The sequence below is a fragment of the Pseudomonas sp. IT-P2 genome (genome assembly GCF_949767575.1).
Lineage (GTDB): Bacteria > Pseudomonadota > Gammaproteobacteria > Pseudomonadales > Pseudomonadaceae > Aquipseudomonas > Aquipseudomonas pharyngis.
In genome coordinates this window covers 37459-64040 of the sequence record NZ_CATKQA010000002.1, presented here as the reverse complement: position 1 = coordinate 64040, position 26582 = coordinate 37459, and the positions used below count along the sequence as shown (strand labels likewise).

Below are 26582 nucleotides of genomic sequence, written 5' to 3'. Positions count from 1 at the left end.
CTGGTGAGCACTTTACCTACCTGTCCATTTCGCTCCAATTTGCTCCTCCCGTTTGTCCCCTGCCCTGATATGCTGCATCGCTAAACCGTACAAGCTCGTCCTATGGAGTGATCAATGACCCGACTACGCGTCAAGCATTTCGGCCCTATCCGCGATGGTGTGAAGAACAATGGCTGGATAGAGTTCAAACGCGTGACGGTTTTCGTGGGTAACCAAGGCTCCGGGAAGAGCACGCTGGCCAAGCTTTACTCGACATTCTCCTGGATAGAGAAGGCGTTGGTGCGGGGTGATTACGATAAGAAATGGTTTGAAAGAAAGAACAAATTCATCAAACCTTTTTTGACATATCACAGGCTGGAGCACTACATCTCCGATGCAACAGAGATCGAATACGAGGGCGAGGCGTATTCGATTCTTTTCATGTGGGGACTGTTACATATCACTGAATCAAAAGGTGGTAGCTACCATCTGCCTCAGATCATGTACGTGCCTGCCGAGCGAAACTTCATCTCCTATGTCAGACACCCTCGCGAGCTGAAACTGTCCTCGGATTCTCTCAAGGAATTCCTGACCGAATTCGATGCTGCAAAAGCCAGTATGAAAGGCACTTTGTTATTGCCTATCAATCAGGCAGAACTCGAATATGACAAGCTCAACGATATCCTCAATATTCGTGAGTCCGACTACAAACTCAGGTTGGCAGACGCCTCCAGTGGCTTTCAGTCTGCCGTGCCATTGCATCTGGTAAGCCACTACCTGTCCAACGCGGTTCAAGAGCGTAGCGAAGAGCGGCAGGAAACCATGAGCGCCGATGAGCTGGATCGCTTCAGGAAAGAGGTTAAAGAGATCTTTGCCATTGATTCGCTGACAGAAGAACAAAGGCGCATTGCTCTCTCCACGCTGTCCTCCAGATTCAACAAGTCAGCGTTCATCAACATCGTCGAAGAGCCTGAGCAGAACCTTTATCCCCAGTCACAATGGAGCGTTTTGCAGAGTCTTCTGCAATTCAACCAAGGCCGGGCCAACCGCCTGGTGCTGACAACCCACAGCCCATACGTAGTGAATTACCTGACCATTTCGGTACAAGGCAAGCACCTGCAAGACAGCATTCTCCAGAAAAAGCGCGACAAGGATCTACTCCCTAAACTCGCCGCCGTTATTCCTTTGCATGCCTTGCTAGACGCTGAAGAGTTGGCGATATACCAAGCCGATGAAAGAACTGGATCGATCACGAAACTGCCTATGGTTGATGGCATTCCTTCCGATGACAATTTTCTGAACAGATCCTTGCAAGAAGGCAATGATTTATTTGACGCACTCCTCGATATCGAGGAGGAGCTTAAAGGGTGAATTTTCTTGATATCCGCTGCCAGACAGGCCCGTTTACTGATGCCGAATTTGGACTACGCGACGATCAAGAGCACCCTCTCGCTTATGTCGACTTGGACAATTCGAAAGAATGGGTAGCCACGGTATCGAACCCGCTCCAAAGACCGATCGTCTTTACCGCAATTGACAAATGCGTGATCAAAGACGCTGAGGAAATAGGTCGGGATCGATGTGACTGCATGCTGAGGACTGATGACGCGCTGTACCTTGTTGAGTTGAAAGACCGAGATGGAGGGGGCTGGCAAGGACAAGGGATCAAACAATTGGAGTCTACAATTCAATTTTTGATTGATGCACACGGCGAGCAATTCCTGGCTAACTACCACCCCAAAATTGCCTACGTCTGCAACAAAAAGTCCCCCTTCGTTAAACCAGAACTCAATGCGAAGAACCGCTTCAAGAAGTACAACTTCAGATTGAAGGTTGAGGCGACCATTAATGTACGGCGAAAAGCGGATCAGTGATCCGCTGGCTCATCTCACCTTGAGCAGATACTTACATTCCCCTCACAACCGAAACCGGTCCACCGACTGCGCCAGCCGCCCCGCCAGACTCGACAGCTCGTCCGTGGTATTGGCCGTCTGGCCGATGACCTTGCTGTTGCCCTCCGACATGCCCGCGATCATCTCCACCTGATGGGCAATTTCGTTGCTGGCCTGGCTCTGTTCGCCGATGGTGCGGGTGATGTCGTTGACCAGCTGCGTGGTGCTGAGAGTGGCCTCGAGGATTTCGCGGATGGCGCGTTCGACGTCGGCGGTGACCGCCATGCCCTTGTCGACCTGGGCGACACCGGCCTCCATGCTGCTGACGGCCTCGCGGGTGCTGTTCTGGATGCGCGCGACCATCGCGGCGATTTCCTGGGTCGAGGCGCTGGTGCGCGCAGCCAGACTGCGCACCTCATCGGCCACCACCGCAAAGCCCCTGCCCTGCTCACCCGCCCGGGCCGCCTCGATAGCTGCGTTGAGCGCCAGCAGGTTGGTCTGGTCGGCGATGCTCTTGATCACCTGGATGATGTTGAAAATGCCTTCGGATTCCTGATCGAGGGTGCGGATCACTTGCGCCGATTGCTGGGCGGAACGGGCGATGTCGTCCATGTCGCTGACGACCTGATGGATCACCTGTCCGCCATTCTTCGCCAGTGACTCGGCCTGGCTGGCCATGTCCAGTGCACGCTCGGCGTGCCGGGTGATTTCCTCGATGCTCGCGGTCATCTGGCTCGCGGCGGCGGCCATGGTGCCGGCGGCGGTGCTTTGCTGCTGACTGCTGTCGGCCACCTGATGGCAGCCGTGGCTCAATTGTTCGCTCATGCCGCTGACGCCGTGGGCGTTGCGCCGCACCACGTCGATCATGTCCCGCAGGTCGCGCTGCATCGTGGCCAGCGTGCGGATCAGCGCACTGGCTTCGTCCTTGCCGGACGGTTCGGCGATCGGCTCGCTGAGGTTGCCGTGAGCAATGCTTTCGGCGATGCGGCTGGCGGATTTCAGCGGCCCCATGATGCTCAGGATCACCCAGCGGCCCTGGGCCAACAGCAGCAACAGACTGGCGACCAGGACAATGCCGAGAGCGATATTGGCATTGTGGATCGCCGCCTCGGTGCCTTCGCTGGTTTGCCGGGTATTGGTTTCGATCAGCTCGCTGAGAGCGGCCATCTGTTCTTCGAGCTGGCTGAACGCGGTATTGAAGGTCCCCAGTTGCTGCTGGGCGCTGTCCGGATCTTCCAGTGCAAGACCGACGATCTGCTCGCCGGCGCTGATGTAGGTGTCGAGGCTAGGCTTGATCTGCTCGAGCGCGGACTTGATCGTGGGATTGACCGGCAGTTTGAGGTTTTCACCCAGCACCTCGCGAAAATGCGCCGCATGCTCTTCGACCGAACTTCGCACCTCGTCCGCCGAACTGGTGCTTTTGCCCAGCCCCACCAGCATCGCCGAATACACGTCCGCGCGCAGGGCGTCGTGCATCATGTCGGCTTCCATGTGGTTGCGCAGCGCGCTCATGCTGACCGCGTTGTCACTGACCGCCGAAGCCATCCGCTGATTGCCGACGTAACTGACCAGGCTCACGATCAGCGCCGTCAGCAGGCTGGTCGCAATCAGCAACACCAAACGCAGTTTGATCGACACCGTGATTTCCTCCCAGGTCGCGCCACGCGGCGCCGTTCAACGCTTCAGTTAAGCCTATTTCCATGAACCCGCTGCGTTAGAGCGTCTCAGCGTGTGTCGTTACATCCAGTAAAAATGCCGCACTGTGCGACGGTTCTCATTCCGCCCCCTACGGCCTGAGCCGACTTACGGAACTCCCGTGCCCGCCGACACCTCTCACATTATGTGGTACTTCCTTTTCGCTTTACGCTGCTGGAGGAACACCGTCATGCGTCGTTTACTACTGGTTTCGTCTCTTATGCTGTGCCTGCCTTTCGGTTCGGCTTTCGCCCGCGTGGATGCGGGGGATGTCGCCACTTCGGCCGGCGTTTCCGCCTCGCTGTATTCCACGTTCAAGGATCACAAAATGGTGATTCCGGCCCGTGACGACTTGTCGGCATTCGTCGCCAGCGGTGGAACGATCCGTGGCGTGTACCTCGAATCGGTACTGCAGCAGGTGCGTCAGGACAATCCTGGCCTGAACGCCAGCGATGAAGAGCTGGCCAATGCCATCCTGGTTCGCTACGAAGGTCTGTCGCAGTAACCACGGCACGTTCGATGATGGTGGCTGACGGACTTGCCACCGTTACGCCCTGCCGATGGACGGCTGGCGAACGACCATGGGCAAAACCGTCGAACGGCCTCTATGATGGAGGCCATGACGATTTCCGCCTCACTCCGCTCCCCTTGCCCGCCGGGTCTGTGCATCTGCGGGCGTGATCCGCTGCTGGATACGCCCGGCGCGGATGTGCGCATCCTGTTGCTGACCCGCGAGGAAGAAAAGCGTCTGCTCGAGCGTCTGGAAAACCTCAAAGACCTCGCCGACCTCGAGCGGCTGCAAGGCAAGATGTTCGATCAGCTCGGGATTCGTGTGCTGATCGCGCCGAAGTTCGGTGAAGTGCGGACTGTGCGCGGAGGCATCGAGATTGAGGTCGAAGAGCTTCCGGGGCTGTGCCGTAAAACCCGAAAAACCATCCCGGCCGCCATCCGCCGTGGCCTGGAAAACAATCCGCAAGTCGCCTTCGATCTGCTCAACGCCCACGACTTGCTGCGCGACACCTGATCATTTCTTCATGCCCACCCGCTTGCGCATCTCGGCCGTGATGCTTTGCCGGGTTTTCTTCATGTCCGCCCAAGGTTCATCGCCCACGTCCGCCAGCCGTTCGTGAACGTTGTGCACGGTCCATTGATCGGCACCTTTGATCTCGCCGACCTCCTCCCGAAACAGCGGCACCGACACCGGCAACCCTTCACGGGTACGCGCCGCGTAGGCGCAAATGGTGGTGGCGCCCAGGCCGTTGCGCAGGTAATCGATGAAGATCCGCCCTACGCGATTTTTCGGCCCGGACACCGCAGAAAAACGCTCCGGCAACAATTTCGCCATGTGCGTGACGATGGCGTGGCTGAAATCCTTGACCTCGTCCCAGTCATGCTTGCGGGTCAGCGGCACCACCAGATGAATGCCCTTGCCGCCGCTGGTCTTGAGGAACGCCTTGAGGCCCAGCTCGTCCAGCACGGTCAGGGTCAGCGCTGTGGCTTCGACCATGCTTTTCCACGGCAGCGCCGGGTCCGGGTCGAGGTCGAGGACAAAACGGTCGGGCTTGTCCAGATCGGTGGTGGTAGCGTTCCAGGTGTGCAGTTCGACCGTGCTCATCTGCACAGCGCCGATCAAGGCTTCGGCGTTGTTGATCAGCATCACCGGCTGGCCGGTCAGTTCCTTGTCCAGCGTGCGGATGCCGGGGATCGCCAGGTTTTCGGCGTTCTTCTGGAAGAACAGCTCACCGGCGATACCGTCCGGCGCGCGCACCAGCGCCACCGGGCGATCCTTGAGCTGCGGCAGAATCCATTCGGCGACGCTGGCGTAATACTCGGCCAGCTGCATTTTGGTGGTGCCACTGCTGGCGTCGATCACTCGGTCGGGATGGGTGATCCGCACCTTGCCGTCGGCCAGGCCGGATTGCGACGGCGCGGTAGATTCAGTCTTTGAAGTCTTCATGGGTTTGGCGCGCTCCTCGGTGATGTCCTTGGCCGGTTTGTCCTCGCGCAAGCCATGAAAAACGGCGTGACGCACCGAGCCGTCCTGGGTCATTTCGGCAAACGCGACTTCCGCCAGCAAACTCGGCTTGAGCCAGTGCACACCCTTGGCCTCGAACCCCGTGGGCGGGTTGGCCACCGCCGGCTTCTTCACCCGCAAGGGTTTGAGCTGCGCGAGGATGCTCTTGAGGGTGGTTTCATTAAATCCCGTGCCGACCTTGCCGGCGTACCGCAACTCGCCGCTGTCACGATCATGCAGACCCAGCAGCAACGCGCCGAACGAACTGCGCGCGCCTTTCGGATCGGTATAGCCGACGATCACGAATTCCTGGCGATGCTTGCACTTGAGCTTGATCCAGTCGCTACTGCGGCGCGACACGTAAGACGAGCCGAGGCGTTTACCGATCAGGCCTTCCATGCGCATCTGGCAGGCGCTGTTGAGCAACGCCTGCGGGGTTTCGTCGAACGCTTCGGAAAAACGCAGCAGCGGGTCTCGATGCGTTTTCAGCACCGTCGCCAGCGCAGCACGCCGTTCCTCCACGGGCACCTCGCGCAGGTCGACACCGTTCAGATACGGCAGATCAAACAGGTAATAGACGATGTTTTCGCTGCGTCCCGAATCGAACGCGTTTTGCAGGGCCTGAAAATCAGGTACGCCGTCCGCGTCGGCGACCACCATCTCACCATCCAGCCACGCAGACTCCAGGCCCAGCGCCGCCAGGGCTTGCGCCTGTTTCGGCAATTTGTGCGTCCAGTCATGGCCATTGCGAGTGAACAACTGCACCTCATCCTGATCGACGCGCGCCATGATCCGATAGCCGTCGAACTTGATTTCGTATTGCCAATCCCCTTCCGGCGCGCTCTCCACCAGAGTCGCCAGTTGAGGTTTCAACTGCGCCGGGATACTCGCCTTGTGGGCGCCAGTGAGTTTGCCGGAAGCTGGCTTGCGCGGTGCTTTCGCCGGGCCTTTCAGTGGCTTGACCTGCTTCGCACTCAGCCGGGGTTTGTCGACGATCGTGCGCTCGCTGAGCACGCTGTCGGGCTCGGCGACCAGCACGTCGTAATCGCTTTGCGGGCGTGCGGCGCTGTCCTGATGCTTGATCAGAAACCACTGCTCTTTCTTGCCCGGCATGTGGGTGCGCACCAGGTTCCATATCCCGGCGAGCTTCTCGCCGCGCAGTTCGAATTTGAGCTTGCCCTTGGCGTAGGCTTTCTCCGGGTCTTCCAGCGGAATCCACACGCCGCGATCCCAGACGATCACATCGCCGGCACCGTAATGCCCTTCGGGAATGCTGCCCTCGAACGTCGCGTAATCCAGCGGGTGATCCTCGACGTGCACCGCCAGCCGCTTGACCTTGGGATCCAGCGACGGGCCCTTGGGCACCGCCCAGCTCTTGAGCGCGCCGTCGAGTTCCAGGCGAAAGTCATAATGTAGGTGCGAGGCGTCATGCTTCTGGATGCAAAATTGCAAAGCCTGCTCACCGCCGGGCTTCTTGCCCCGCCGGTGGTCGGCCGCCGGTTCCGAGGTTGCCGAGAAGTCGCGCATCCGGTTGTAGTCGTCGAGATTCCTGCTCATCCTGCACCTGCCTTGTTTCAACCTGTTCGAGTCACCGTCAGCGCGACCACGGCAATCCGATCGACGCGCTGATAGCCGGGATTGAGCAACTCTTCGCCGAAAACATCGGGATCGAGTTCGCGGTAGGTCCAGCCGAAGCGTTTTTCATCCAGCCGTGGCAATACCGTGTCGAGGAAAGGATCGCGGCCATCGACCATCGCCACGCCGGTGTACAGCAGCAGCGAACCACCGGGGGTCAGGTGATTGAGCGCCTGTTCGACGATGCGCAACGACAGCCCCGCCCCCAGCGTCCCACCGCCATGGCGGTAAGCTCGTCCGGCCGGATCGGCCATGTACGGCGGGTTGGCGACGATCAGGTCGAATTCACCGTCCACGCCTTGCAATACATCACTGGCGCGCACCTCGACGTTGGCCACTTCGGCCAGCGCCGCGTTGATCGTGGTCAGGCGCAGCGCAGCGGGATTGATATCCACCGCCAGCACTTGCGCTTCGCGCCGGGCACGGCCGATCAGGATCGCGCCGACTCCGGCGCCACAACCGATGTCCACCGCACGGTGGATGGGCGCAAAGTTCTGCTGCAAATGGCTGTGAATCAGTTGGGCAAAGCGATAGGTATCCGGGCCGAAGAACACCGAATCGGCGGCATCCGTGGGAAACCCGGAATGCACGAACAGCATGTCATCCAGGCTCGACCAGCGCACCCGGCTCTTCAAGCGTCCGTCGAACGCATCAATCACCTGGGCGTCCTGCAATTGTCGCTGTTCATCGACAGACAGCAGGCCCGGTTCGAACGGGCGCGACCATCCGAACACATCCCGCAGGCAATCGGCGGCCTGCCCTTCGTCGCGCTGGTTGACCCGTTGATGGGTCAGCGGCGTCGGGGTGATGAAACGATAGCCGTCGGCCTGCAGGCGCCGCCCCAGTTGCAGCAGCACCAGATCGTTGGCAGACAGTTGTTCTTCCTGATTCATTGAATATTTCCTTAACGCAGGCCGGATTTGAGTTGGATGAATTGGCGAGTGGCAAGCAGCCCGGCCGGATGCGCGTGCCGGGCCGGCGCGAGCCAGGGGATCAACGTTGCGAACCTGGTGTGTGCGTCCTGCCCTTGCAGTGCCGCATTCAGGCGTTGCACATCGGGGTCCTGCTCGGGCACCTCGATCGGCGCGGGGACTGAGGGGCGGCGGCGGAACGCGACGGTTTTGTCCGCAGAAATCCAGTCACCGGCAATCCAGTCGTGCACCAGTTGTTTTTCATAGGCGCTGAACACACCGAACATCGCCGCACCATCGCCATCGATCAATTGCCAGAAGCGGCTGCCCTGTGGATCTTCGTGGCGCTTGATCCAGCCCTTGTCCTGCATGGCTTGCAGGAACCCGGACAGCTGCTGCGGATCGGCCAGCCACTGATTGACGGTCTTGCCTTCGAAGCGGCAATAGTCGGAGTGCATGTGCTGAGCGAATGGACACTTGCGTTCAAGCATCGCCAACAGTTCGCGCTCCAGATCGAACCCCTCGATGATTGCGCGGCTACCCTGCCCCAGGTCATTGAGCCGATAGCCCAGCGATACCCGGCGCAGGAAATCGCTGCGATCAGCCTCCAGAGGCAGCAGATCCAGAACGGCCTGAACGGCTTTTTGCGCATGACCGGTGCTGGCATTGTCGATGGTCACGTGCAGAGTGAAGTAGTAAGGATCGATCCCCAGTTCACTGAGTTCGTAACTGCTGATCAACAGGTGCAGGGGCAGTTGCTCGTAGCCAAGGTTGTAACCGATCACCTCCGGCAAAAAATCCATGCCGCCGGCACCCAGGGCCAATTGCAGCGCGCCTTGCAGATAGCGCTCATCGGGCAGCGGGTTGCCGGGTTCCAGACCGTGTTCGGCGAGCAATTGCCGGTAGATCACCACGTGATTCTGCGCCGGATTGCCCTCGCCCAGTTCTTCCAGATAAGTGCTGATCAGGCTGCTGAAGCGCGGATCGCGCCACTGTCCGAGCAAGCCGTAGAGCCAGGCGCCATCGACCAGTTTGGTCGGCGCCACCGCTTGCAGGAAATACAGCGCATGAGCCTTGCAACTGAAGAACTGCCGCGCGCCTCCAGCCTTGCGTTGTTGCAGGTAGTCGGCGTATTGCCGGGCGACATCGGCACAGTGCTCGGCCACCCAGGCATGCCACTGCGCGGGGTCCGATGGCAGCTCATCCTCCAACTGCGCGGCTTGCAGCAGGTGATCTTCCAGAAAGGCGCACGCCAGCGGCTGCGGATGTTCGTCGGCTAAAAGTGCTTCATGGATACACCGCAACTCGGTCAGAGAGTCGAGCGGACGCGATTGGGCGTGGGCAGCTTGCAGGTGAGTCAGGACAGTCATGGCAATATTCTCGATCGATTGGCAGGACGCTCAGTCACTCGCCTCTAATGAAGCAGAGAGGCTTGGCGCGTCAAAAATTCAATCGGCTTGAAAATTGCCCTGACGGACGGAGCCTTCGGCTCGCTCCTTGCTTGAACGGAACGGTCGAAGGCTGTGAGGTGAGAGGGTCAGGCCGTGCCTTTGGCCTGCTGTTCGAGGTGAACCTGCAACTCGGGGTCGATCTGCAACGCCGCTGCCAGTTCATCCAGATAATTGCGCTCGGCGTCCTGCTGATCGTCCACCAGCATCACGCTGGCCAGGTACATCTCGGCGGCCATGGCTGGATCGTTCTGCGCCGCCTGCGCCACTTCGGTGGGATCCAGCGGTTTGGCGACCTCGTCGTCGAGCCATTGCTGCAGGTTCGGGTCATCGGTGTGCTTGCCGATTTCACTGCTGATGAGGTGTTTTTCCGACTCGTCGATCCGCCCGTCAGCCTTGGCCGCCGCGATCAATGCACGCAGAACGGCGTGACTGTGTTCTTCGACTTGCGGGCCGGACAACAGGTCCGCAGTTTGCGGCGTCTGCTGCGGCGCGGCGGACGCCTGGCTGCGTTGCCAGGCTTGATACGCCTGGAAAGCCATCATGCCCAGCGAGGCCAGCGCCGCGTAATTGGTGCCGCCGGACCGACGCTGCGTGCCGCCACCCAGCGCCCCGCCACCGCCGAGCAATCCGCCAAGCAACCCGCCCAGGCCACCCAGCCCTCCGGCAGCAGAACCGCCGCCACTGCCGCCGCCCAGCAGACCGCCGAGCAACCCGCCAAGCCCACCCGCTCCCCCGCCGGCCGACGCGCCACCTGGTTGTCCCGCCGAGGCCTGGCCTCGCAGCAGTTGTTCGAGCAGATCGCTGGTGTTCATGACGTCGTCCTCAGGCAAAGGGGTATGACTGCGTCAGGCAACGATAGCCCTCCTGATGCGTTGCGCCAGCACCGTTTGGCTGACGTGGCCCTGGGGCGAGTGATTCTCCAGAGAAATTTTTCCCCGGCCAGCTAATCTTCACGAATGGGTGAACCTTGACCCGGCCCGACCGGTCGATAGCTGCAACCCCGACCCGGTTGGTCGCCGCCCTTGCTGCCCGAGGGTTTACGCGGCTTGCTGCATTTTCTGGAGAACGCCTTCGTGATATCGACCGTCCACATCGCCAGGCTCAAGGCCTGGGGCGCCCATGGTTTCACCGCGACCGGCGTGGTCACCGCCTTCCTGGCCACCCTTGCCCTGCTGGAAAACCAGCCGATCCACTGCCTGATGTGGCTGGGCGTGGCGCTGATCGTCGACGGCCTCGACGGAGCGCTGGCGCGCAAGGTCAACGTGCAGTCGGTGTTGCCGAGTTTCGACGGATCGATCCTCGATCTGGTGATCGACTACCTGACCTACGTGTTCATCCCGGCGCTGTTCATCTATCGCTACATTCCCCTGCCCGACTACACCCTGCTGCTGACCGTGTCGCTGATTCTGGTGTCGTCGCTGTTCTGCTTCTGCAACGTCAACATGAAGAGCAAGGACAACTATTTCGTCGGTTTCCCCGCCGCCTGGAACGTGGTTGCCTTGTGTCTGTACATCATCGATCCGGGGCCGTGGCTCACCTTCCTGACGGTGATTGGCCTGGCGCTGCTGACCGTGACCCGCATGAAGTTCCTCCACCCGTTCCGGGTACGCCGGTTCATGCCGATCAACATTGCGGTGACGGCGATCTGGCTGTTGTGCAGCCTGTCGCTGGTGCTGAATCACCCGGTGATCAACCCGCTGGTGATGGGCTTGTGGTTGCTGGCGTCGGCATACTTCCTCGGCATCTGCATCTGGCGCACCGCGCTGGAGTGGTTTGACAGTGCGCATCTGAAATAGAAGCCCTGTCGCAATCCCTGCGGGATCGAGCAGGCTCGCTCCCGCAGTTGTTTTGCATGACGCTCAGCGTTTAGTGATGACCACCTCCAGATACTCGCTCGGCACCACCATCGATTCCGCCCCCGCCCGGTTCAGCCCGTCGATCAGTAGCGTCAGATCCGTCTCCAACGCCTGCCCACTCTCCGGCGGCAACGCCGCGAACGCCTTGTGTACCGGCCCGTACCAGTGGCGAAACACATCAATGAAATGCGCCGCCGAGCGATAGCGGAAGTTGAAGTGGCGCCGAGTCACCTGCAACTGAAACTGGCGATCGTCGAAATGCGAATGCAGCCAGGCTTCCGCGCCCCAGTTCGAGGGCGGTTGCGCAACGGGTGGCGGTGGCAGGTAGCGACCGAGGGTCTTGAACATCTGGCCGACGAAGCCTTCCGGCGTCCAGTTGGCCAGGCCGATCCGTCCGCCCCGGCGACAGACCCGCGCCAGCTCCTTGGCCGCTTTCGCCTGATCCGGGGCGAACATCACGCCGAAGGTCGACAGCACCGCATCGAAACTGGAATCGGCAAACGGCAGCGCTTCGGCATCGGCGACCTGAAAGGTCACCTCCAGATGCTCGGCGCGCGCCCGGTCCTGGCCGCGTTCCAGCAACGCCGCGACATAGTCGGTGGACGTCACCAGACAACCCCGGCGTGCCGCCGCCAGCGTGGCATTGCCGTTGCCGGCGGCGACATCCAGCACTTCTTCATCGCAACGCAGGTCGCAGGCTTCGGCGAGGGTTTCGCCGACGATCTGCAGCGTGGTGCCGATCACGGCGTAGTCGCCACTGGCCCAGGCGACTTTCTGGCGTTCCTTCAGGGCAGTGAGATCAATGGGGGTACTCATGAATGGGGGCTCCACGGCAGAGGGGTCAATCGGCGGTCGTCGGGTCGATGATGCTCGTCACCCGGGACACGCTGTTGGCCGGAAATCCCCCACGCTTTGCGTGTTCGCGCACCAGTTCCTCGTTGGGTGCGATGTACACGCAATAGATCTTGTCGGCAGTCACATAACTCTGCAGCCACTGCACCTCTGGCCCGAGTTCACGCAGCACGTTGCAGGACGTTTGCGATACGGCCTTGAGTTCTTGCTCCGATAGCTTTCCGGCTCCTGGAATCTCGCGTTCAATCACGAACTTCGGCATGGCAACCTCGCATTCTTTTTATGGATGTCAGAGCCGTTGGCGGCCCTGCTCGCCCACTATCGCGCGGGCGCTGTCCGGCGTCCCTGCCAATCGTCCGGAGAGCCCGTAAAACCGGGCATTGGCCGATGAATGGCGGGATTTTGTAAAGGCCCCGAAACACTGTCGGGGGGTTGCCAACGCGCCGGCTGATCGGCTCTCATGCAGGCCCTCACCGGAACGGAATTCGATCATGTCCTTGCGCTTCGAATGGCTCGCCGATCACCTGCAGCACAGCGACACTTACGCGGCGTGGATCCACCGCCAGTTTCACTACGAATATGCCGAGCAACCTTTGGCCGAATGGCAGCGCGAATTTGCCGAGGGCCAGACCAATGGCGACTGGCGTTGCCTGATTGCGCTGGACGGAGATCGACTGCTGGGCGGTGCGGCACTGGCTCGGGCGGATCTGGCCCTTCGACCGGATCTGGGGCCGTGGCTGGCCTGTGTGCTGGTCAGCCCCGAATCACGCGACCAGGGTCTGGCAGAAAGGCTGATCGAGGGAATTGCTGAGGAGGCGAGAAAACGGGGCCTGCCGCGTTTCTATCTGCACACCCAGAGCAAACAGGACTATTACGCCAAACGCGGCTGGACGGTGCTGGAGCGTTTTCACGCCTGGGGCAACGAACAATGGCTCATGGTGCGCGACCTGTGAGCCATTGAGTTTTGCGGTTTACGCAGCCGGCGCCTTGGCCTCTTTGAGCAGTTGCTGAATCATCTGCTCCTGCGCCTGATAACTGCCTTCGCCAAAGTGGGTGTAACGCACCTGCCCCTTGGCGTCGACCAGATAATGCGCCGGCCAGTACTGGTTATCGAAGTTGCGCCAGATCGCGTAGTTGTTGTCGATGGCTACCGGGTAGGTGATGCCGAGCTTCTTCACCTGATCCTTGACGTTGTCGATGATCCGCTCATAGCCGTATTCCGGGGTGTGCACACCGATCACCACCAGGCCGTCCTTGCCGTACTTCTTCTCCCACTCTTTGACGTACGGCAGGGTGTGCTGGCAGTTGATGCAGTCATACGTCCAGAAGTCCACCAGCACCACTTTGCCGCGCAGGGACTCAGCGGTCAGTTCCGGCGAGTTCAGCCATTGCACCGCACCGGACAGCGACGGCATCGCGCCTTTGCCCGCCTCGTCTTCAGTCGAGTCTGCACGGACTTTGCTGACGAAGTAGTCCACGACTTTCGGCACGTTCTCCAGCACGCTTTTCTCGACCGATGCCACGCCTTGGGACGAGGTATTGGCCAGCAGCACGTTGTCGGTACCGGTGGCGATCACCGCCGCCGTCGCCAGCACCGCAACACCCGCGCCGCGGCGGAACCAGCCAGTGAAAGGAATCGACGGTTTCAGTCGGTTGACCAGGCCGCGACCGGCGAAGATCAGCGTTCCCAGCGACAACGCACTGCCTGCGCCGTAGGCCAGCAGCAACAGGCTGGTCTGGGCGTTGGCGCCTTGCAGCATGGCAACGGTGAGGATCACGCCGAGGATCGGCCCGGCGCACGGCGCCCACAGCAGACCGGTGGCGACACCGATCATGATCGACGCCATGGGCCCGGTCTTTTTCCGGGCGTCGGGGTCGAGGCGATTGCCCAGCAGTACGAAGGGCCGGGCCAGCCAGTCACCGATGCGCGCGGAAATCAGCGACAGCGCAAACAGCACCATCACCGCCAGCGCAATGTGGCGACCGGTGTTGCTGGCCTCGATCACCCACTCGCTGCTGACCACCGCCAGGCTGGAGATCAGGGCAAAGGTCAGGGCCATGCCGCCGAGGGTCAGCAGGATCGAAGAACGGGTGCGGTCGGCACCGGCGAACAGAAACGGCACCACCGGCAGGATGCACGGGCTGAGGACAGTCAACAGACCGCCCAGGAAAGCGATGAGAAACATGAGGTTCACCTTTTGAATGAGGGGTGGTCTGTTGAGTGGTTCGGGGGGCGCCCGTTACGGGCAGCCCCCTTCAATCCTCAAACCGTCTGGCTGTCCAGCCATTGGCTTTGCGGCGTGCGGCTGGCACCGTTCTCGGCCAGCGTCTGGCCTTGCGGCGTACGGCTGGAGCCGTCGGCAGCCAATGTCTGGCCCTGTGGCGTGCGGCTGGAGCCGTCGGCAGCCAGTGTTTGGCCTTGTGGTGTGCGGCTGGCGCCGTCGGCGGCGATCAGGCCGTCGCTGCCCGGCTTGGCCACCGGAGCCAGTTGGAAGCAGGTGCTGCTGCCACAGCTGTTCTGTTCGACGGCAGCGTTGGCGTGGGCCGCGACGCCGGCGAGGGAGAAGGCAACAGCGGTCAGATAGCGCGATACGTTGTTCATGGCGATGTTCCTTTTATAGAGGTGGGTAATCAGTTGTCTTCGTTGCAGCCGTCGGCGAATTTGCGGTAGTCGAGCACCTGGGTCTTGCCGGCCGAGTCGAGGTAGGTCAGGCGGGCGTCGACGATGCCGCAGGTCATCGAGTTGTCCTGTTTCAGCGACACCACTTTCTGGATGTCCAGGTGGCTGCCGTAGGAGTAGGTTTGCGGGGTGACATCGGCTTCGGCGCGGGCCGACAGGGTGCAGATGTTCAGAGCGGCAAACAGGCAAGCGGCAGCGATCGATTTGGTCTTGGCGTTCATGGCGTTTTCCTCGGGGCTTCAATGGTTGAATCGTTGATTGGGCCGAGGCGTTCTGTGTGTGCCTCGATGGAGCTCATTTAAAGCTCGCGAGGTATCGCGCATGTGTCGGCAAATGCCGTGTATAAATCGCTACGTATCCGCGCCCGCCCGGGATACACAGCGATACAAAACCCTGTAAAAATCCGCTTTTTGCGTCGGCGTGTATCCGTCACAGCGCTGGATACACTGCAATACAAAGGCAGGCAGGCGGCCTCGCGCAGGCTCGATAGACTGCCCGGCAATCCCCTTTGATTGAGGTTTGGCCCCATGGAACATGTCGATCACATCCTGATCGTCGACGACGACCGCGAGATTCGCGAACTGGTCGGCAATTACCTGAAGAAAAACGGCCTGCGCACCACGGTGGTTGCCGATGGCCGGCAGATGCGCAGTTTTCTGGAAGCCAACACCGTCGACCTGATCGTGCTCGACATCATGATGCCCGGCGACGACGGCCTGCTGCTGTGCCGCGAACTGCGCTCGGGCAAACACAAGGCCACGCCGATCCTGATGCTCACCGCGCGCAATGATGAAACCGACCGCATCCTCGGCCTGGAAATGGGCGCCGATGACTACCTGACCAAACCCTTCGCCGCCCGCGAGCTGCTGGCGCGGATCAACGCCGTGCTGCGCCGCACGCGAATGCTGCCGCCGAATCTGGTGGTCACCGAAAGTGGCCGGCTGCTGGCGTTCGGTCGCTGGCAGCTCGACACATCGGCCCGGCATCTGCTGGACAAGGACGGCACCATGGTCGCGCTCAGTGGCGCGGAATACCGTTTGCTGCGGGTGTTCCTCGACCATCCGCAACGGGTGCTGAGCCGTGATCAATTGCTCAACCTGACCCAGGGGCGTGACGCCGATCTGTTCGACCGATCCATCGATCTGCTGGTCAGTCGCCTGCGCCAGCGCCTGCTGGATGACGCCCGCGAACCGGCCTACATCAAGACCGTGCGCAGCGAAGGCTATGTGTTCTCGCTGCCGGTCGAAGTCCTCGGAGCCCCCGCATGAATCTCGCCCTGCGCTGGCCGCGCACCCTTGCCTCCCGCTTGTCGCTGATTTTCCTGATCGGCCTGATCCTCGCTCAGGCGCTGTCGTTCGGCGCACAGTATTACGAGCGCTACGAAAGCGCGAAAAACACCATGCTCGGCAACCTCGAAACCGACGTTTCGACCTCGATTGCCATCCTCGACCGTCTGCCCGCCGAAGAACGCCCGATGTGGCTCAAGCGCCTGGCCCGCAAGAATTACGGCTATCTGCTGAGCGAGGGCGAACCGGGCACACCGCTGGACCCGCAGGACGTGCCGATTGCCGTCACCTCGATCACCGATGCGATCGGCGAAGCGTACCCGCTGACCTTCACCGATATTCCCGGCCCGAAAAAACACTTTCAGGGCCACCTGCGCCTGAGCGACGGCAGCCCGGTGACCATCGATGTGCGCCCGTCGATGGTGCCGCTGTCACCGTGGCTGCCGGTGGTGTTGCTCGGGCAACTGGCGCTGATGCTCGCCTGCACCTGGCTGGCGGTGCGCATCGCCATCCGCCCCCTCACCCGCCTCGCCAACGCCGTGGAAACCCTCGACCCCAACGCTCACCCGATCAACCTCGACGAAAAAGGCCCGAACGAAGTGGCCTACGCCGCCCGCGCCTTCAACTCGATGCAGGCGCGCATCGCCGCGTACCTGAAAGAGCGCATGCAACTGCTGGCGGCGATCTCCCACGACCTGCAAACCCCGATCACCCGCATGAAACTGCGAGCGGAGTTCATGGACGATTCGGCCGAGAAAGACAAACTGTGGAACGACCTCGGCGAGATGGAACATCTGGTGCGCGAAGGCGTGGCCTATGCCCGCAGCATCCACGGCTCGACCGAGGAAAGCCGGCGCACCAACCTGGATTCGTTCCTCGACAGCCTGGTGTTCGACTATCAGGACATGGGCAAGCAAGTGCAGTTGAGCGGCAAGAGTGAGGCGGTCATCGACACCCGCCCCCACGCCTTGCGCCGGGTGCTGGTCAACCTGACCGACAACGCGTTGAAGTTCGCCGGCGCTGCCGAACTGCTGATTCAACGCGACAGGAACGGCCTCTCGATCAAGGTCATGGATCGCGGCCCGGGCATCGCCGAAGAAGAGCTGGCCCAGGTGATGGAGCCGTTCTACCGCGTGGAGAACTCACGCAACCGCAGCACCGGCGGCACCGGGCTGGGGCTGGCGATCGCCCAGCAACTGGCGCTGGCGCTGGGCGGTTCGCTGACCCTGAGCAATCGTGAAGGTGGCGGATTGTGTGCGGAGCTGAAATTGCCACTGAGCTGAGCGCCAGCGGTCGCTACTGTCAGATCTGACAGTAGCCGGCCGGGCAGAATTATTGTGGGATGACACCTCGCTCAGCCGTCGCGTGGTGAACCATGTCTCTGCTCGAAACTGTCAATCAAGCATGCCGGCGGCTCGCGCCAGGTGGCTGGCACTCGCTGTTGCTGGCCCATGGTCTGGACATTCTTGCGGTACCGCTCAAGGCCGAACTGCTCAAACCGCTGCGTATCGACCGGACTGTTCCCGGTTTCGAGGACTTTTGCCCGGCCGGCAATCGAGCGATCGAACCTTCCCGGCCCGCTCAGAGCCTGCTCTTTCATGCATTGGCGTCACCACGGGTCACGCGCGACGCGGGCGGTCAGCCCCTGCAAACGTATCCAACCCCAGCCGAAATCGAGGCGGTGCTGAACTATGTCTTCGGCGTCCAGCCGCCCACGCTCAAGGATTTACAGCGACAAGTCCAGGGCGCACCGCTGGCCGTGGCAGTGTTTGCCAGCGAATACCGTTGCGCCGCCGACACGGTGCATGGTGAGCACGCCGATCTGTGTTTCTCGCGTACAGGCGTTGCCCGGGTAGGCAATACCAGCGAACTGTACTCCCCCGATCTGCGCTCTTTCTTGCCCTTTGTTAGGAATGACGCCTACGGCATTCGCATAATGCCGGTGCGTTACAGCGCCTATATCGCCGTGCAACGCCAAGGAAATCACCAGCAGTTCGGACCCATGGACTTTCAGCAGGACATCGATCCCAGGCTGAACTTTTGGGTTCCGATACATAAGCTGTTCAACGAAAAGGAATGCCTTGCGGGGCTGGATCTGGACGTAAGATTCGAAGCCTTTCATATCAATGAAAAGATTCGCCACATCCATCTGCGTCACAGCGACACCGGCTGGCAAGAGCCGGATATTTCACAATCTCCCTTTGTCATCATCGACGATCTGGCAACGCTGGAGGTGGAGCGCGGATCGGGGTCGAGTCTACTGTTGCCCCGGCCCAGACCCAGGCTCGCCGAGCAGGCCCATTACCGGGGCCAGTTGTTGTCATTCACGATGCCCAGGGACTCGGGAGGCATGATCCACGGTCGGTCAATGCTCCACGACGATGGCACGATCGAAGATCTGAACCACCGCGAGGGTGTCGCCGAGCTGGTGAGGCAAGGCGGCTATCGCGCCCTGCACCATCGGGACGGCACGGCCGACGGTTGTATCAGTGCGCACTGCACGTCGCTGGGGCATCTGCAGTCGATACCTGCCTATTCGATCATTGCCCCCCCGGATTTCTTTCCGTTTTGCCACCCGCGCCGCCTGATGCACTGGGCCAGCCAGGTGCCAGCCTTTACCGACCCGAACATCTGGCATGCCCGACTGCAGGCGTTATCGAATGTGCGCTATTGCCCCAACCTGGCCCTCAAGGGTCAACCGTTCTCCCCGGAGGATCGAGGAGTCACCGCGATAGTCGGCTTGCCGCACAAGCTTGGCTCAACGCCGTTGGCAGGCACACACCTTCCCGGTATTGATCGCCCTTCTACATTGCCGGACGGCGAAGCCGGGCTTTTCGCCCCCGGGTGGGGGGTGGGCCAGGTTCGCGAGCAGAGCCCGGACGGCAGCTGGATCAACCGTCTCGCCGGTTACCAGATGGCCAGCCCTTTTCCCGAGGATGCAAGAATCTGCGCAGCATTGGGCTCTTTCTGGCCAGGCCTGGCACCCGATTCCGCTCGCATATACGAACCACGCTCCAGCCTGCCCACCATCATCCCGTTGACCGATGCGGAAACCGGAACCGGCAACGTCGCCTGGGACAACCAGCCACCCCCGCAACTGATCCAGAATCAGGGTCGGATGTTCGTCCGCTATCGCGCCTACGAATACAGCGATTACACACAAGTCGCCCTTGAAAACAGATTCTCCCTGCAACAGACCGGCGCAATAACCCAGCAGGAATATCAAGACCGGGTGCTCTCGATGTACCGCGTGTACAACGTACTCGGTGCGGGAACCGACATGACCTTGCGTAATACGTGGCCGTTGCTGTCCTTCATCCGTGTGCAGCGCCCCGACCCGGAACTTGATTCGGCGCAACAGCAGGTCGGCATCGTGTTACGCGGTTGGGTCTTTCGCTTCCTGATATACAAACGTGGCACCGAAAGCATCCCTGTCGAAGACTTCAGATGGAGGGATGTGCAGGTCAAGCAACTGGTACGACTGTTTGTCAGCGCCGAAACGATACTGGTCAAACACGAAAACACCACGTGGCAGCTCGCCCTTGAAGTCCTTTGATGTCGTGGTGATCGGCGGCGGTCCGGCAGGGTCTGCGGCGGCGATCGGTTGCGCACAGCGCGGCTTGCGCGCGGCATTGATCGAGCGTCATGACTTCCCGCGATTTCGCCCCGGTGAAAGCCTGCATCCAGGCATTGAACCTGTTTTGCAGCAACTGGGCGTCGCCGGGCAACTGTGTGCGCAGGATGCGTTGCGCTTCAACGGGTACTGGGTGCAATGGAACGAGCCGTTGCGTTTCAACGGTTTCGGTAGTGACGACAAGGGTCCATGGCAGGGCTTTCAGATTCCCCGTGAAACGCTGGACACGACGTTATTGCAGCACGCCGCAGCGCTGGGAGTGATGGTGCGTCAGCCGTGTCGCGCACTCGCCGTCCTCAGCGAAAAGAACCGCGTGGCCGGTGTGCGAACCGATTCAGGCCCGTTGCACGCCGACTATGTGATCGATGCCAGCGGTGCGTCAGCCTGGCTGCATCGACAGCTGGGATTGACCGTCCGCCGCTGTTCGCCACGCCTGATTGCCCGCTTCGGTTATGTCCGGGGTTGTCCACTCGCTTACCAACACGCACCGCACTTGTCGGCGGGCCCTGCTGGATGGACGTGGATCGCCAGGGTACAGGCGCAATTGACGCACTGGACGCATCTGGCATTCGAAGCGCCAAACCTTGGCCACCCAACCGTGCCGGAACCGCTGCAACATTTGCCCACGCAAGGCGCCATCCACGGCGCCGATGTGACGTGGCGCATCAGCACCGCAGCAGCCGGTGGCGGCTACTTCGTGGTCGGCGACGCGGCCAGTCAGCTTGACCCGGCGTCTTCCCATGGCGTGCTCAAGGCCTTGATGACCGGCATGCAAGCCGCGCAGGCGGTGTATGACTGCCTCGGGCAACCCTCTGTCCAAACGTCGGCTCAGCGGCAATACAAACAATGGCTGGGTGACTGGTTCGAGAAGGACATGGCACAACTGCGTCGCTTCTACCGCCTTCATCCTGATCCTCCACGCTGGCTGGCTGCTGACGACTGATTTCAGACAATGCCGATCACACCGTCCTCATGCATCTGGCGCAGCAACGCCAGTCCGCTGTCCATGAACGACGCAGTTCCGGGCAATCCCGCCTCCATCGCCAACCCTTGCAACTGCTCGCGACCGCTCAGCAACGGGAACTCGTCGATCCGCTGCAACAGCCGCCACGCCAATGGGCTCAACTCGGAAAACTTCACACTCCAGTCCGTCGTGCGCCGTACCAGCAACAGCGTCGGCTGGGCCGGCGGCGTGGCCGGTTGATGATCCGGCCCGAGCATCTGCACCGGCCAGGTGTACGCCAATGCCCAGGCCAGCGCCGAGACCTGCAACGGCCGCTCCAACAAGTGCGCCGGATTGCTCGCAGGCAAGGGTTCAGCGTCAGACTGCTGCAACACCATTTCGACCCATTCGTAATGCGCCAGCTCCACCAGGAACGCCGGCCAGTCACCCTGGCTCAACACGGCCGGTTCCGAGGCGAGGTAACCGACAAACTCCTCGGCGATCTCGCCGAATTTCGGCGTCTGTGCGCGATAGTCCCGCAGGAAGCCGCGGATCAATGTGCGCCAGCGTTCCTGGCCGATGATCCGGATCAACACTGGAAACGTGCTGCCCAGCAGTTGCGAGACGTTGTTGAACACCAGATCGCGATAGACATTGACCCGCGCCGCGTTCATGTCGGCCGGTGGCGCTTCATGCTCTGGATCGCGCAGGTAGCGGGTCAACGCCTGTTGTTGCCGCAGAAGATTATCCACGCGGGCCTCCTTCGATTTGCAGACGGCGAATGGTTTGCAGCTCGGCCACCAGTTCAGAGAACGCGGGGAAATTGAAATCCCGCTCCAGCAAGGTCGGCTGCGCGCCGAATCGGGCATAAGCGTCGGCCAACAACGACCAGACAACCGGTTTGACCGAGGCGCCATGGGTGTCGATCTTCAGCGTGTCGGACTCGTCAAAGTGCCCAGCCACGTGCATCCCGACCACCCGGCCCGGCTCGATGGCGGCCAGGAACGTCTGCGGGTCGAAACCGTGGTTGATCGAGTTGACGTAGACGTTGTTCACGTCGAGAAGCAGGTCGCAATCGGCCTCGCGCAGCACGGCGTTGGTGAAGGTCACTTCGTCCATGTCCTGCCGGGGCGCGGCGTAGTAGGAAACGTTTTCCACCGCCAGCCGCCTGCCGAGAATGTCCTGGGCCTGGCGAATCCGCGCGGCGACGTGGTGCACCGCTTCTTCGGTGAACGGCAGCGGCAGCAGGTCGTAGAGGTGACCGTCGTCGCTGCAATAGCTCAGGTGTTCGCTGTACAGCGGCACCTTGTGCTGATCGAGAAAGGTTCGCACTTCCCGGAGAAAGCCCACGTCCAGCGGCGCCGAACCGCCGAGCGACAACGACAACCCGTGGCAGGACAACGGATAGCGCTCGGCCAGCTCGCGCAACGCGGCGCCATGGGCACCGCCGACGCCGATCCAGTTTTCCGGCGCCACTTCGAGAAAGTCGAAATCGCCGGTACGCGCGGCCTGCAGGTCTTTCATCAGGCCGCGACGCAGGCCGAGCCCGACACTGGCCTGCAAGGTGGGGTGGGGAATCTGCATGGGCAAGATCTCTGCTGAGGAGCCGCCGGGCGTGGCGACTGACAGGTTCAGTAAAACCGGCGGGTGTATCGCGGCTGTGTGGGCAATGCGCGGGAAGTGGCGGGTTTTGTATCGGCGGCGGGTCTGTACACAGTGGGATACAGACACCGTCGCGATACACAACCCCGAAATCCACACAGCCCGCTCCCGCCGCCGCCAACAGCGGCTAGACTCAATCAGTACCCAGTCGAGGGGGACGCAGGACAGCAGTGTCGCCCTGCCCGTTTCCACGACCACCGCCCGGTGGTGAATGCCTCGACCCCCAACGCCACCGGACTGTGATCCTGTCAAAGGAGCACATGAAATGGACGAGGCCAGACTCAATGAATTCATGGGCAAACTGGTCAACGACATGGGCGGCGCGGCGATGCTGGCCAATGTCATTGTCGGCGAAGAACTCGGCCTCTATCGGGCAATGGCCGACAGCCAGCCGATCAGCCCCGAAACCCTCGCTGCAAAAACCACCTGCAACCCGCGACTGGTGCGCGAATGGCTGAGCGCCCACGCGGCGTCCGGCTACATGGAACACCACGACGGCAAATTTCGTCTGCCGGAAGAACAGGCGCTGGCCCTGGCCAAGGAGGATTCGCCGGTGTACGTGGCCGGCGGCTTGGGCGTGGTGGCGTCGTTTTTCCATGACAAAGACAAACTGGTCAAAGCCATGCGCGGCAACGGCGCCCTGCCCTGGGGCGATCACCATCCGTGCATGTTCACCGGCACCGAGCGCTTCTTCCGCCCCGGCTACAAGGGGCATTTGATCGCCGAGTGGCTGCCGGCGCTGGACGGCGTGGTGGCCAAACTCGAAGCAGGCGCCAAGGTCGCCGACATCGGCTGCGGTCACGGTGCGTCCACGGTGATCATGGCTCAGGCCTATCCCAACTCGCGGTTCGTCGGCTTCGACTATCACGCACCTTCGATCACCGTCGCCACCCAACGGGCCGAAGAAGGCGGCGTCAGCAGTCGCGCGCGGTTCTTCCAGGGCACGGCGAAAAGTTATCCCGGCGATGACTATGACCTGATCTGCTATTTCGACTGCCTGCACGACATGGGCGACCCGGTCGGTGCGGCAAAGCATGCGTTTGAATCGTTGAAGGACGACGGCACAGTGCTGCTGGTCGAGCCGTTCGCCAACGACACCCTGGACGAAAACATCACGCCGGTCGGACGCTTGTTCTATGCCGCGTCGACGTTCATCTGCACGCCAAACTCGCTGTCCCAGGAAGTGGGACTCGGTCTCGGTGCGCAGGCCGGCGAGTTGCGCCTGCGCAAGGTATTTACCGAAGCGGGCTTCAAACACTTCCGGCGGGCGACGCAGACGCCGTTCAACCTGATTCTGGAGGCGCGCAAGTAACCTCGGGCAGCGGACGCCTCTGAAAAGAGGCGTCCGTCGGTGCTAACCTGCAAGGCACTTACAGCCTGCGGAGCGCTGATCATGCTCGACCGTCCCCTCCCCGACCCGCTCGACTCTCTGCAACAGGTTATGGCCGACGGCGACTTCATTGTGCTGACCGGCGCCGGCATCAGTACGCCGTCGGGCATTCCGGATTACCGCGACAGCGACGGCGTACGCCGTGGCCGGCAGCCAATGATGTACCAGGAATTCCTCGCCGCCCCGCAATCGCGCCGGCGCTATTGGGCCCGGGCCATGCTCGGCTGGCCACGGGTGCGCCAGGCGCGACCGAACGCTGCCCATGAGGCGCTGGCCAGTCTGCAAAGCCACGGCCGGATCGGCGGCCTGATTACCCAGAATGTCGACACCCTGCACGATCAGGCCGGCAGCCACGATGTCATCGAACTGCACGGCAGCCTGCACCGGGTGTTGTGCCTGGATTGCGGGCAGCGAAGCGAGCGGGATTCGATTCAGCAATTGATGGAAACGCAGAACCCGTATCTGGCGGGCGTCGATGCCGTGCAGGCACCGGACGGCGATACTCTGCTCGATCCGGCCTTCGAGGCGCGCTTCCAGGTGCCGCATTGCCCGTATTGCGCAGGCGAACGGATGAAACCGGACGTGGTGTTTTTTGGTGAGAACGTGGCTCAACCGACGGCGGCGCGGGCCATGGCGCTGGCGGAAAATGCCGCCGGGATGCTGGTGGTCGGTTCGTCGCTGATGGCGTATTCGGCGTTTCGCTTGTGCCGGGTGATTGCGGATCGGGGCAAGCCGCTGATTGCGATCAACCTGGGGAAGACGCGGGCGGATGAGTTGCTGGATTTGAAGATTGAAGCGTCGTGCGAACAGTTGCTGCCGCTACTGGCACAACGCCTCAATGCTCAGCCTTAAGGATGTCGAACAACGCCTGCGCCGCCGCCGACAGTTCATTCCCCGGATCCGTCAGCACGCCAATCGCCCGCTCCACCACCGGCTCGTGCAAGGTCAGGCAATGCGCGCCCAACTCGCGCATCTGCCCGGCACACAAGGCCGGCACCGCACTGACGCCCAGCCCGCTCGCCACCATCCGCCCGACCGTCGCCAGTTGATGGCTTTCAAATTCCACCGGCAGTTTCATGCCTCGAGCCTGCAAGTGTTCTTCCAGCATCACCCGCACCGTGGACGGTCGCTGCAGGGTGATGAACGGCTCCTGCAGCAAGGTCTGCCAATCAATGTCACTGCGATCAGCCAGCGGCGAATCCTGCGGCACCACGGCGACGAAGCGATCGCGGTAAAGCGGTGTAAACGTCAGCGAGGTGTTCTGCATCGGCTCGAAGGCCACGCCGAGTTCGACCTGACGATCGCGAACCATTTCCAGCACTTGCTCGTTGATCACGTCGTTGACCGTGACATTGACGTTCGGATAACGCGCGCGGAAGGTCTTGAGGATCGGCGGCAGCAGATTGCCGGCAAACGACGGCATCGCCGCCAGCGTCACCCGCCCGCGCTGAAGGCTGAAGCGCTGGCGCATTTCGTCTTCGGCGTTGTCCCAATCGGCGATCAGGCGCCGGGCCAGCGGCAGCAGCGATTCCCCTTCCGGGGTCAGCGCCACGTTGCGCGTGTTGCGACTGAACAGGCGCCCGCCCAGGCCTTCTTCCAGCGCCTTGATGGTCAGGCTCAGTGCCGACTGCGACAGGTGCAGACGCTCGCAGGCCACGGCGAAGCTCAGGCTCTGGGCGACGGCGAGAAAGGCGCGGATCTGCTTGATGGTCATGAACGCTATGCTTCCCTATCAGAGTCTTGATCGTTCCCACGTCGAGGCGTCGAACCGTCTGCGTGGTAACGCAGCCCGTGACGCTCCGCGTCACTGGGACGCTCCGCGTCCCCGGAGGCGTTCCCACGCGGAGCATGGGAACGATCAACGAAGCCAATTATTGAGCTTTATCAATCAATCAACCTTAAAAATCAACTTAACAAATATATCCTTGAGCGCGACACTCCAGTCATTCGGCTAGCCAGCCGCCCGACAAACAATAAAAGAGGTGCATATGGCAGGTTTCGACAAGCGCGTGTATTCCTACGAGGAAGCCATGGCAGGTCTCGAAGACGGCATGACCGTGATCGCCGGCGGCTTCGGCCTGTGCGGCATTCCGGAAAACCTGATCGCCGAGATCAAGCGCAAGGGCACCCGCGACCTCACCGTCGTCTCCAACAACTGCGGCGTGGATGGCTTCGGCCTCGGCGTGCTGCTGACCGACCGCCAGATCAGCAAGGTGGTCGCCTCCTACGTCGGCGAAAACAAACTGTTCGAAGAGCAACTGCTCAAAGGCGACATCGAAGTCGTCCTGACCCCGCAAGGCACCCTCGCCGAGAAAATGCGCGCAGGCGGTGCCGGCATTCCAGCGTTCTTCACCGCCACCGGCGTCGGCACTCCGGTTGCCGAAGGCAAGGAAGTGCGTGAGTTCCACGGTCGCAAGTACCTGATGGAAGAATCCATCACCGGCGACTTCGCCATCGTCAAAGGCTGGAAAGCCGACCATTTCGGTAACGTCATCTATCGCCACACCGCCCAGAACTTCAACCCGCTGGCCGCCACCGCCGGCAAGATCACCGTGGTCGAAGTCGAAGAAATCGTCGAACCCGGCGAGCTGGATCCGGCACACATCCACACGCCCGGCATCTACGTCGACCGGGTCATTTGCGGCACGTTCGAAAAACGCATCGAACAACGCACCATCCGCAAATAATCCAGGCTGACGGAG

Annotated in this window: 26 protein-coding genes and 1 pseudogene; 13 read left to right on the top strand and 14 right to left on the bottom strand. The window is 61.4% G+C overall.

The window, feature by feature from the left end; translation table 11 throughout:
- Window positions 1-114: 114 nt before the first annotated feature.
- Together ACM6JM_RS01380 and ACM6JM_RS01375 are read left to right on the top strand one after the other, a co-directional pair.
- A complete protein-coding gene (locus ACM6JM_RS01380) occupies window positions 115-1350 on the top strand; it encodes an AAA family ATPase (RefSeq protein ID WP_414881189.1) in 1236 nt (411 codons plus the stop codon).
- The gene (locus ACM6JM_RS01375) at window positions 1347-1853 is read left to right on the top strand and encodes a hypothetical protein (protein WP_285414306.1); all 507 of its coding nucleotides are present in this window, start codon (window positions 1347-1349) and stop codon (window positions 1851-1853) included. Before ACM6JM_RS01380 ends, ACM6JM_RS01375 begins: the two co-directional genes overlap by 4 nt.
- 42 nt (window positions 1854-1895) lie before the next feature.
- Here ACM6JM_RS01375 and ACM6JM_RS01370 read toward each other — a convergent pair whose 3' ends face one another.
- Together ACM6JM_RS01370 and ACM6JM_RS01365 are read right to left on the bottom strand one after the other, a co-directional pair.
- On the bottom strand, window positions 1896-2621 hold the full coding sequence (locus ACM6JM_RS01370) for a methyl-accepting chemotaxis protein (RefSeq protein ID WP_371916419.1): 726 nt from the start codon (window positions 2619-2621) through the stop codon (window positions 1896-1898).
- A 129-nt stretch (window positions 2622-2750) separates the two neighbouring features.
- Window positions 2751-3509 (bottom strand): annotated as a pseudogene (locus ACM6JM_RS01365) (MCP four helix bundle domain-containing protein); the annotation flags it as partial.
- A gap of 247 nt (window positions 3510-3756) precedes the next feature.
- On the opposite strand from ACM6JM_RS01365, the gene ACM6JM_RS01360 reads away from it, so the two are divergent.
- Both ACM6JM_RS01360 and ACM6JM_RS01355 read left to right on the top strand, forming a co-directional pair.
- Complete coding sequence (locus ACM6JM_RS01360) at window positions 3757-4071, top strand: DUF2388 domain-containing protein (RefSeq protein WP_414881188.1); 315 nt, start codon at window positions 3757-3759, stop codon at window positions 4069-4071.
- 114 nt (window positions 4072-4185) lie between these two features.
- Complete coding sequence (locus tag ACM6JM_RS01355) at window positions 4186-4590, top strand: hypothetical protein (protein ID WP_178082889.1); 405 nt, start codon at window positions 4186-4188, stop codon at window positions 4588-4590.
- Here ACM6JM_RS01355 and ligD read toward each other — a convergent pair whose 3' ends face one another.
- The 4 genes from ligD to ACM6JM_RS01335 form a co-directional block, all read right to left on the bottom strand.
- A complete protein-coding gene (gene ligD, locus ACM6JM_RS01350) occupies window positions 4591-7137 on the bottom strand; it encodes a DNA ligase D (RefSeq protein WP_414881187.1) in 2547 nt (848 codons plus the stop codon). It lies immediately after the preceding gene.
- Between the two features lie 17 nt (window positions 7138-7154).
- Complete coding sequence (locus ACM6JM_RS01345) at window positions 7155-8108, bottom strand: methyltransferase (RefSeq protein WP_414881186.1); 954 nt, start codon at window positions 8106-8108, stop codon at window positions 7155-7157.
- Between the two features lie 11 nt (window positions 8109-8119).
- Complete coding sequence (locus ACM6JM_RS01340; RefSeq protein ID WP_414881185.1) at window positions 8120-9496, bottom strand: iron-containing redox enzyme family protein; 1377 nt, start codon at window positions 9494-9496, stop codon at window positions 8120-8122.
- A 167-nt stretch (window positions 9497-9663) separates the two neighbouring features.
- The gene (locus ACM6JM_RS01335) at window positions 9664-10389 is read right to left on the bottom strand and encodes a tellurite resistance TerB family protein (RefSeq protein WP_414881184.1); all 726 of its coding nucleotides are present in this window, start codon (window positions 10387-10389) and stop codon (window positions 9664-9666) included.
- A 261-nt stretch (window positions 10390-10650) separates the two neighbouring features.
- On the opposite strand from ACM6JM_RS01335, the gene pcsA reads away from it, so the two are divergent.
- A complete protein-coding gene (pcsA, locus tag ACM6JM_RS01330; protein ID WP_039767868.1) occupies window positions 10651-11373 on the top strand; it encodes a phosphatidylcholine synthase in 723 nt (240 codons plus the stop codon).
- 63 nt (window positions 11374-11436) lie between these two features.
- On the opposite strand, the gene ACM6JM_RS01325 is transcribed toward pcsA, so the two are convergent.
- Both ACM6JM_RS01325 and ACM6JM_RS01320 read right to left on the bottom strand, forming a co-directional pair.
- Window positions 11437-12249: a class I SAM-dependent methyltransferase gene (locus ACM6JM_RS01325; protein WP_103387128.1), complete on the bottom strand. Its 813-nt coding sequence runs from the start codon at window positions 12247-12249 to the stop codon at window positions 11437-11439.
- Between the two features lie 25 nt (window positions 12250-12274).
- Window positions 12275-12547, bottom strand: a complete 273-nt coding sequence (locus ACM6JM_RS01320) for a DUF4242 domain-containing protein (RefSeq protein WP_007957179.1) — start codon at window positions 12545-12547, stop codon at window positions 12275-12277.
- A 229-nt stretch (window positions 12548-12776) separates the two neighbouring features.
- Between ACM6JM_RS01320 and ACM6JM_RS01315 the strand changes: the two genes are divergently transcribed.
- A complete protein-coding gene (locus ACM6JM_RS01315; RefSeq protein ID WP_103387127.1) occupies window positions 12777-13238 on the top strand; it encodes a GNAT family N-acetyltransferase in 462 nt (153 codons plus the stop codon).
- A gap of 18 nt (window positions 13239-13256) precedes the next feature.
- On the opposite strand, the gene ACM6JM_RS01310 is transcribed toward ACM6JM_RS01315, so the two are convergent.
- The 3 genes from ACM6JM_RS01310 to ACM6JM_RS01300 form a co-directional block, all read right to left on the bottom strand.
- Window positions 13257-14471 carry a cytochrome c biogenesis protein DipZ gene (locus ACM6JM_RS01310; protein ID WP_414881183.1) on the bottom strand — a complete coding sequence of 405 codons (1215 nt, stop codon included), beginning with the start codon at window positions 14469-14471 and terminating at the stop codon, window positions 13257-13259.
- A gap of 77 nt (window positions 14472-14548) precedes the next feature.
- The gene (locus ACM6JM_RS01305; RefSeq protein WP_039767845.1) at window positions 14549-14887 is read right to left on the bottom strand and encodes a hypothetical protein; all 339 of its coding nucleotides are present in this window, start codon (window positions 14885-14887) and stop codon (window positions 14549-14551) included.
- A gap of 29 nt (window positions 14888-14916) precedes the next feature.
- Window positions 14917-15186, bottom strand: coding sequence for a DUF2790 domain-containing protein (locus tag ACM6JM_RS01300; RefSeq protein WP_039767844.1), 270 nt, complete (start codon window positions 15184-15186; stop codon window positions 14917-14919).
- Between the two features lie 306 nt (window positions 15187-15492).
- Between ACM6JM_RS01300 and ACM6JM_RS01295 the strand changes: the two genes are divergently transcribed.
- The 4 genes from ACM6JM_RS01295 to ACM6JM_RS01280 all read left to right on the top strand — a co-directional run bounded on the left by ACM6JM_RS01295 (window position 15493) and on the right by ACM6JM_RS01280 (window position 20828).
- The gene (locus tag ACM6JM_RS01295) at window positions 15493-16233 is read left to right on the top strand and encodes a response regulator (protein ID WP_011333526.1); all 741 of its coding nucleotides are present in this window, start codon (window positions 15493-15495) and stop codon (window positions 16231-16233) included.
- Complete coding sequence (locus ACM6JM_RS01290; RefSeq protein WP_103387125.1) at window positions 16230-17534, top strand: ATP-binding protein; 1305 nt, start codon at window positions 16230-16232, stop codon at window positions 17532-17534. Before ACM6JM_RS01295 ends, ACM6JM_RS01290 begins: the two co-directional genes overlap by 4 nt.
- Before the next feature lie 92 nt (window positions 17535-17626).
- Window positions 17627-19807: a hypothetical protein gene (locus ACM6JM_RS01285; protein WP_414881182.1), complete on the top strand. Its 2181-nt coding sequence runs from the start codon at window positions 17627-17629 to the stop codon at window positions 19805-19807.
- Window positions 19794-20828, top strand: coding sequence for an NAD(P)/FAD-dependent oxidoreductase (locus tag ACM6JM_RS01280; protein ID WP_414881181.1), 1035 nt, complete (start codon window positions 19794-19796; stop codon window positions 20826-20828). Before ACM6JM_RS01285 ends, ACM6JM_RS01280 begins: the two co-directional genes overlap by 14 nt.
- Window positions 20829-20830: 2 nt before the next feature.
- On the opposite strand, the gene ACM6JM_RS01275 is transcribed toward ACM6JM_RS01280, so the two are convergent.
- Window positions 20831-21580 (bottom strand): DUF2063 domain-containing protein, encoded by a 750-nt coding sequence (locus ACM6JM_RS01275; RefSeq protein WP_285414287.1) that lies wholly within the window; start codon window positions 21578-21580, stop codon window positions 20831-20833.
- Complete coding sequence (locus ACM6JM_RS01270; RefSeq protein WP_103387122.1) at window positions 21573-22412, bottom strand: DUF692 domain-containing protein; 840 nt, start codon at window positions 22410-22412, stop codon at window positions 21573-21575. The genes ACM6JM_RS01275 and ACM6JM_RS01270 overlap by 8 nt, the downstream gene beginning before the upstream one ends.
- A gap of 343 nt (window positions 22413-22755) precedes the next feature.
- On the opposite strand from ACM6JM_RS01270, the gene ACM6JM_RS01265 reads away from it, so the two are divergent.
- Together ACM6JM_RS01265 and ACM6JM_RS01260 are read left to right on the top strand one after the other, a co-directional pair.
- Window positions 22756-23802: a class I SAM-dependent methyltransferase gene (locus ACM6JM_RS01265; RefSeq protein ID WP_074687794.1), complete on the top strand. Its 1047-nt coding sequence runs from the start codon at window positions 22756-22758 to the stop codon at window positions 23800-23802.
- 81 nt (window positions 23803-23883) lie between these two features.
- Window positions 23884-24732 (top strand): NAD-dependent protein deacetylase, encoded by an 849-nt coding sequence (locus ACM6JM_RS01260; RefSeq protein ID WP_414881180.1) that lies wholly within the window; start codon window positions 23884-23886, stop codon window positions 24730-24732.
- Here ACM6JM_RS01260 and ACM6JM_RS01255 read toward each other — a convergent pair.
- Complete coding sequence (locus tag ACM6JM_RS01255) at window positions 24716-25594, bottom strand: LysR family transcriptional regulator (protein WP_039767829.1); 879 nt, start codon at window positions 25592-25594, stop codon at window positions 24716-24718. The genes ACM6JM_RS01260 and ACM6JM_RS01255 overlap by 17 nt on opposite strands.
- A gap of 274 nt (window positions 25595-25868) precedes the next feature.
- On the opposite strand from ACM6JM_RS01255, the gene ACM6JM_RS01250 reads away from it, so the two are divergent.
- Window positions 25869-26567, top strand: coding sequence for a CoA transferase subunit A (locus ACM6JM_RS01250; protein WP_007956274.1), 699 nt, complete (start codon window positions 25869-25871; stop codon window positions 26565-26567).
- Window positions 26568-26582 lie beyond the last annotated feature (15 nt).

What these genes read in the sequence shown, in the direction of transcription:
- ACM6JM_RS01380 (WP_414881189.1), top strand. Translation starts at nt 115, where the DNA reads ATGACCCGACTACGCGTCAAGCATTTCGGCCCTATCCGCGATGGTGTG.
- ACM6JM_RS01370 (WP_371916419.1), bottom strand. Translation starts at nt 2,621, where the DNA reads ATGGCCGCCGCCGCGAGCCAGATGACCGCGAGCATCGAGGAAATCACC.
- ACM6JM_RS01360 (WP_414881188.1), top strand. Translation starts at nt 3,757, where the DNA reads ATGCGTCGTTTACTACTGGTTTCGTCTCTTATGCTGTGCCTGCCTTTC.
- ACM6JM_RS01355 (WP_178082889.1), top strand. Translation starts at nt 4,186, where the DNA reads ATGACGATTTCCGCCTCACTCCGCTCCCCTTGCCCGCCGGGTCTGTGC.
- ligD (WP_414881187.1), bottom strand. Translation starts at nt 7,137, where the DNA reads ATGAGCAGGAATCTCGACGACTACAACCGGATGCGCGACTTCTCGGCA.
- ACM6JM_RS01345 (WP_414881186.1), bottom strand. Translation starts at nt 8,108, where the DNA reads ATGAATCAGGAAGAACAACTGTCTGCCAACGATCTGGTGCTGCTGCAA.
- ACM6JM_RS01340 (WP_414881185.1), bottom strand. Translation starts at nt 9,496, where the DNA reads ATGACTGTCCTGACTCACCTGCAAGCTGCCCACGCCCAATCGCGTCCG.
- ACM6JM_RS01335 (WP_414881184.1), bottom strand. Translation starts at nt 10,389, where the DNA reads ATGAACACCAGCGATCTGCTCGAACAACTGCTGCGAGGCCAGGCCTCG.
- ACM6JM_RS01325 (WP_103387128.1), bottom strand. Translation starts at nt 12,249, where the DNA reads ATGAGTACCCCCATTGATCTCACTGCCCTGAAGGAACGCCAGAAAGTC.
- ACM6JM_RS01320 (WP_007957179.1), bottom strand. Translation starts at nt 12,547, where the DNA reads ATGCCGAAGTTCGTGATTGAACGCGAGATTCCAGGAGCCGGAAAGCTA.
- ACM6JM_RS01315 (WP_103387127.1), top strand. Translation starts at nt 12,777, where the DNA reads ATGTCCTTGCGCTTCGAATGGCTCGCCGATCACCTGCAGCACAGCGAC.
- ACM6JM_RS01310 (WP_414881183.1), bottom strand. Translation starts at nt 14,471, where the DNA reads ATGTTTCTCATCGCTTTCCTGGGCGGTCTGTTGACTGTCCTCAGCCCG.
- ACM6JM_RS01305 (WP_039767845.1), bottom strand. Translation starts at nt 14,887, where the DNA reads ATGAACAACGTATCGCGCTATCTGACCGCTGTTGCCTTCTCCCTCGCC.
- ACM6JM_RS01300 (WP_039767844.1), bottom strand. Translation starts at nt 15,186, where the DNA reads ATGAACGCCAAGACCAAATCGATCGCTGCCGCTTGCCTGTTTGCCGCT.
- ACM6JM_RS01295 (WP_011333526.1), top strand. Translation starts at nt 15,493, where the DNA reads ATGGAACATGTCGATCACATCCTGATCGTCGACGACGACCGCGAGATT.
- ACM6JM_RS01290 (WP_103387125.1), top strand. Translation starts at nt 16,230, where the DNA reads ATGAATCTCGCCCTGCGCTGGCCGCGCACCCTTGCCTCCCGCTTGTCG.
- ACM6JM_RS01285 (WP_414881182.1), top strand. Translation starts at nt 17,627, where the DNA reads ATGTCTCTGCTCGAAACTGTCAATCAAGCATGCCGGCGGCTCGCGCCA.
- ACM6JM_RS01270 (WP_103387122.1), bottom strand. Translation starts at nt 22,412, where the DNA reads ATGCAGATTCCCCACCCCACCTTGCAGGCCAGTGTCGGGCTCGGCCTG.
- ACM6JM_RS01265 (WP_074687794.1), top strand. Translation starts at nt 22,756, where the DNA reads ATGGACGAGGCCAGACTCAATGAATTCATGGGCAAACTGGTCAACGAC.
- ACM6JM_RS01260 (WP_414881180.1), top strand. Translation starts at nt 23,884, where the DNA reads ATGCTCGACCGTCCCCTCCCCGACCCGCTCGACTCTCTGCAACAGGTT.
- ACM6JM_RS01255 (WP_039767829.1), bottom strand. Translation starts at nt 25,594, where the DNA reads ATGACCATCAAGCAGATCCGCGCCTTTCTCGCCGTCGCCCAGAGCCTG.
- ACM6JM_RS01250 (WP_007956274.1), top strand. Translation starts at nt 25,869, where the DNA reads ATGGCAGGTTTCGACAAGCGCGTGTATTCCTACGAGGAAGCCATGGCA.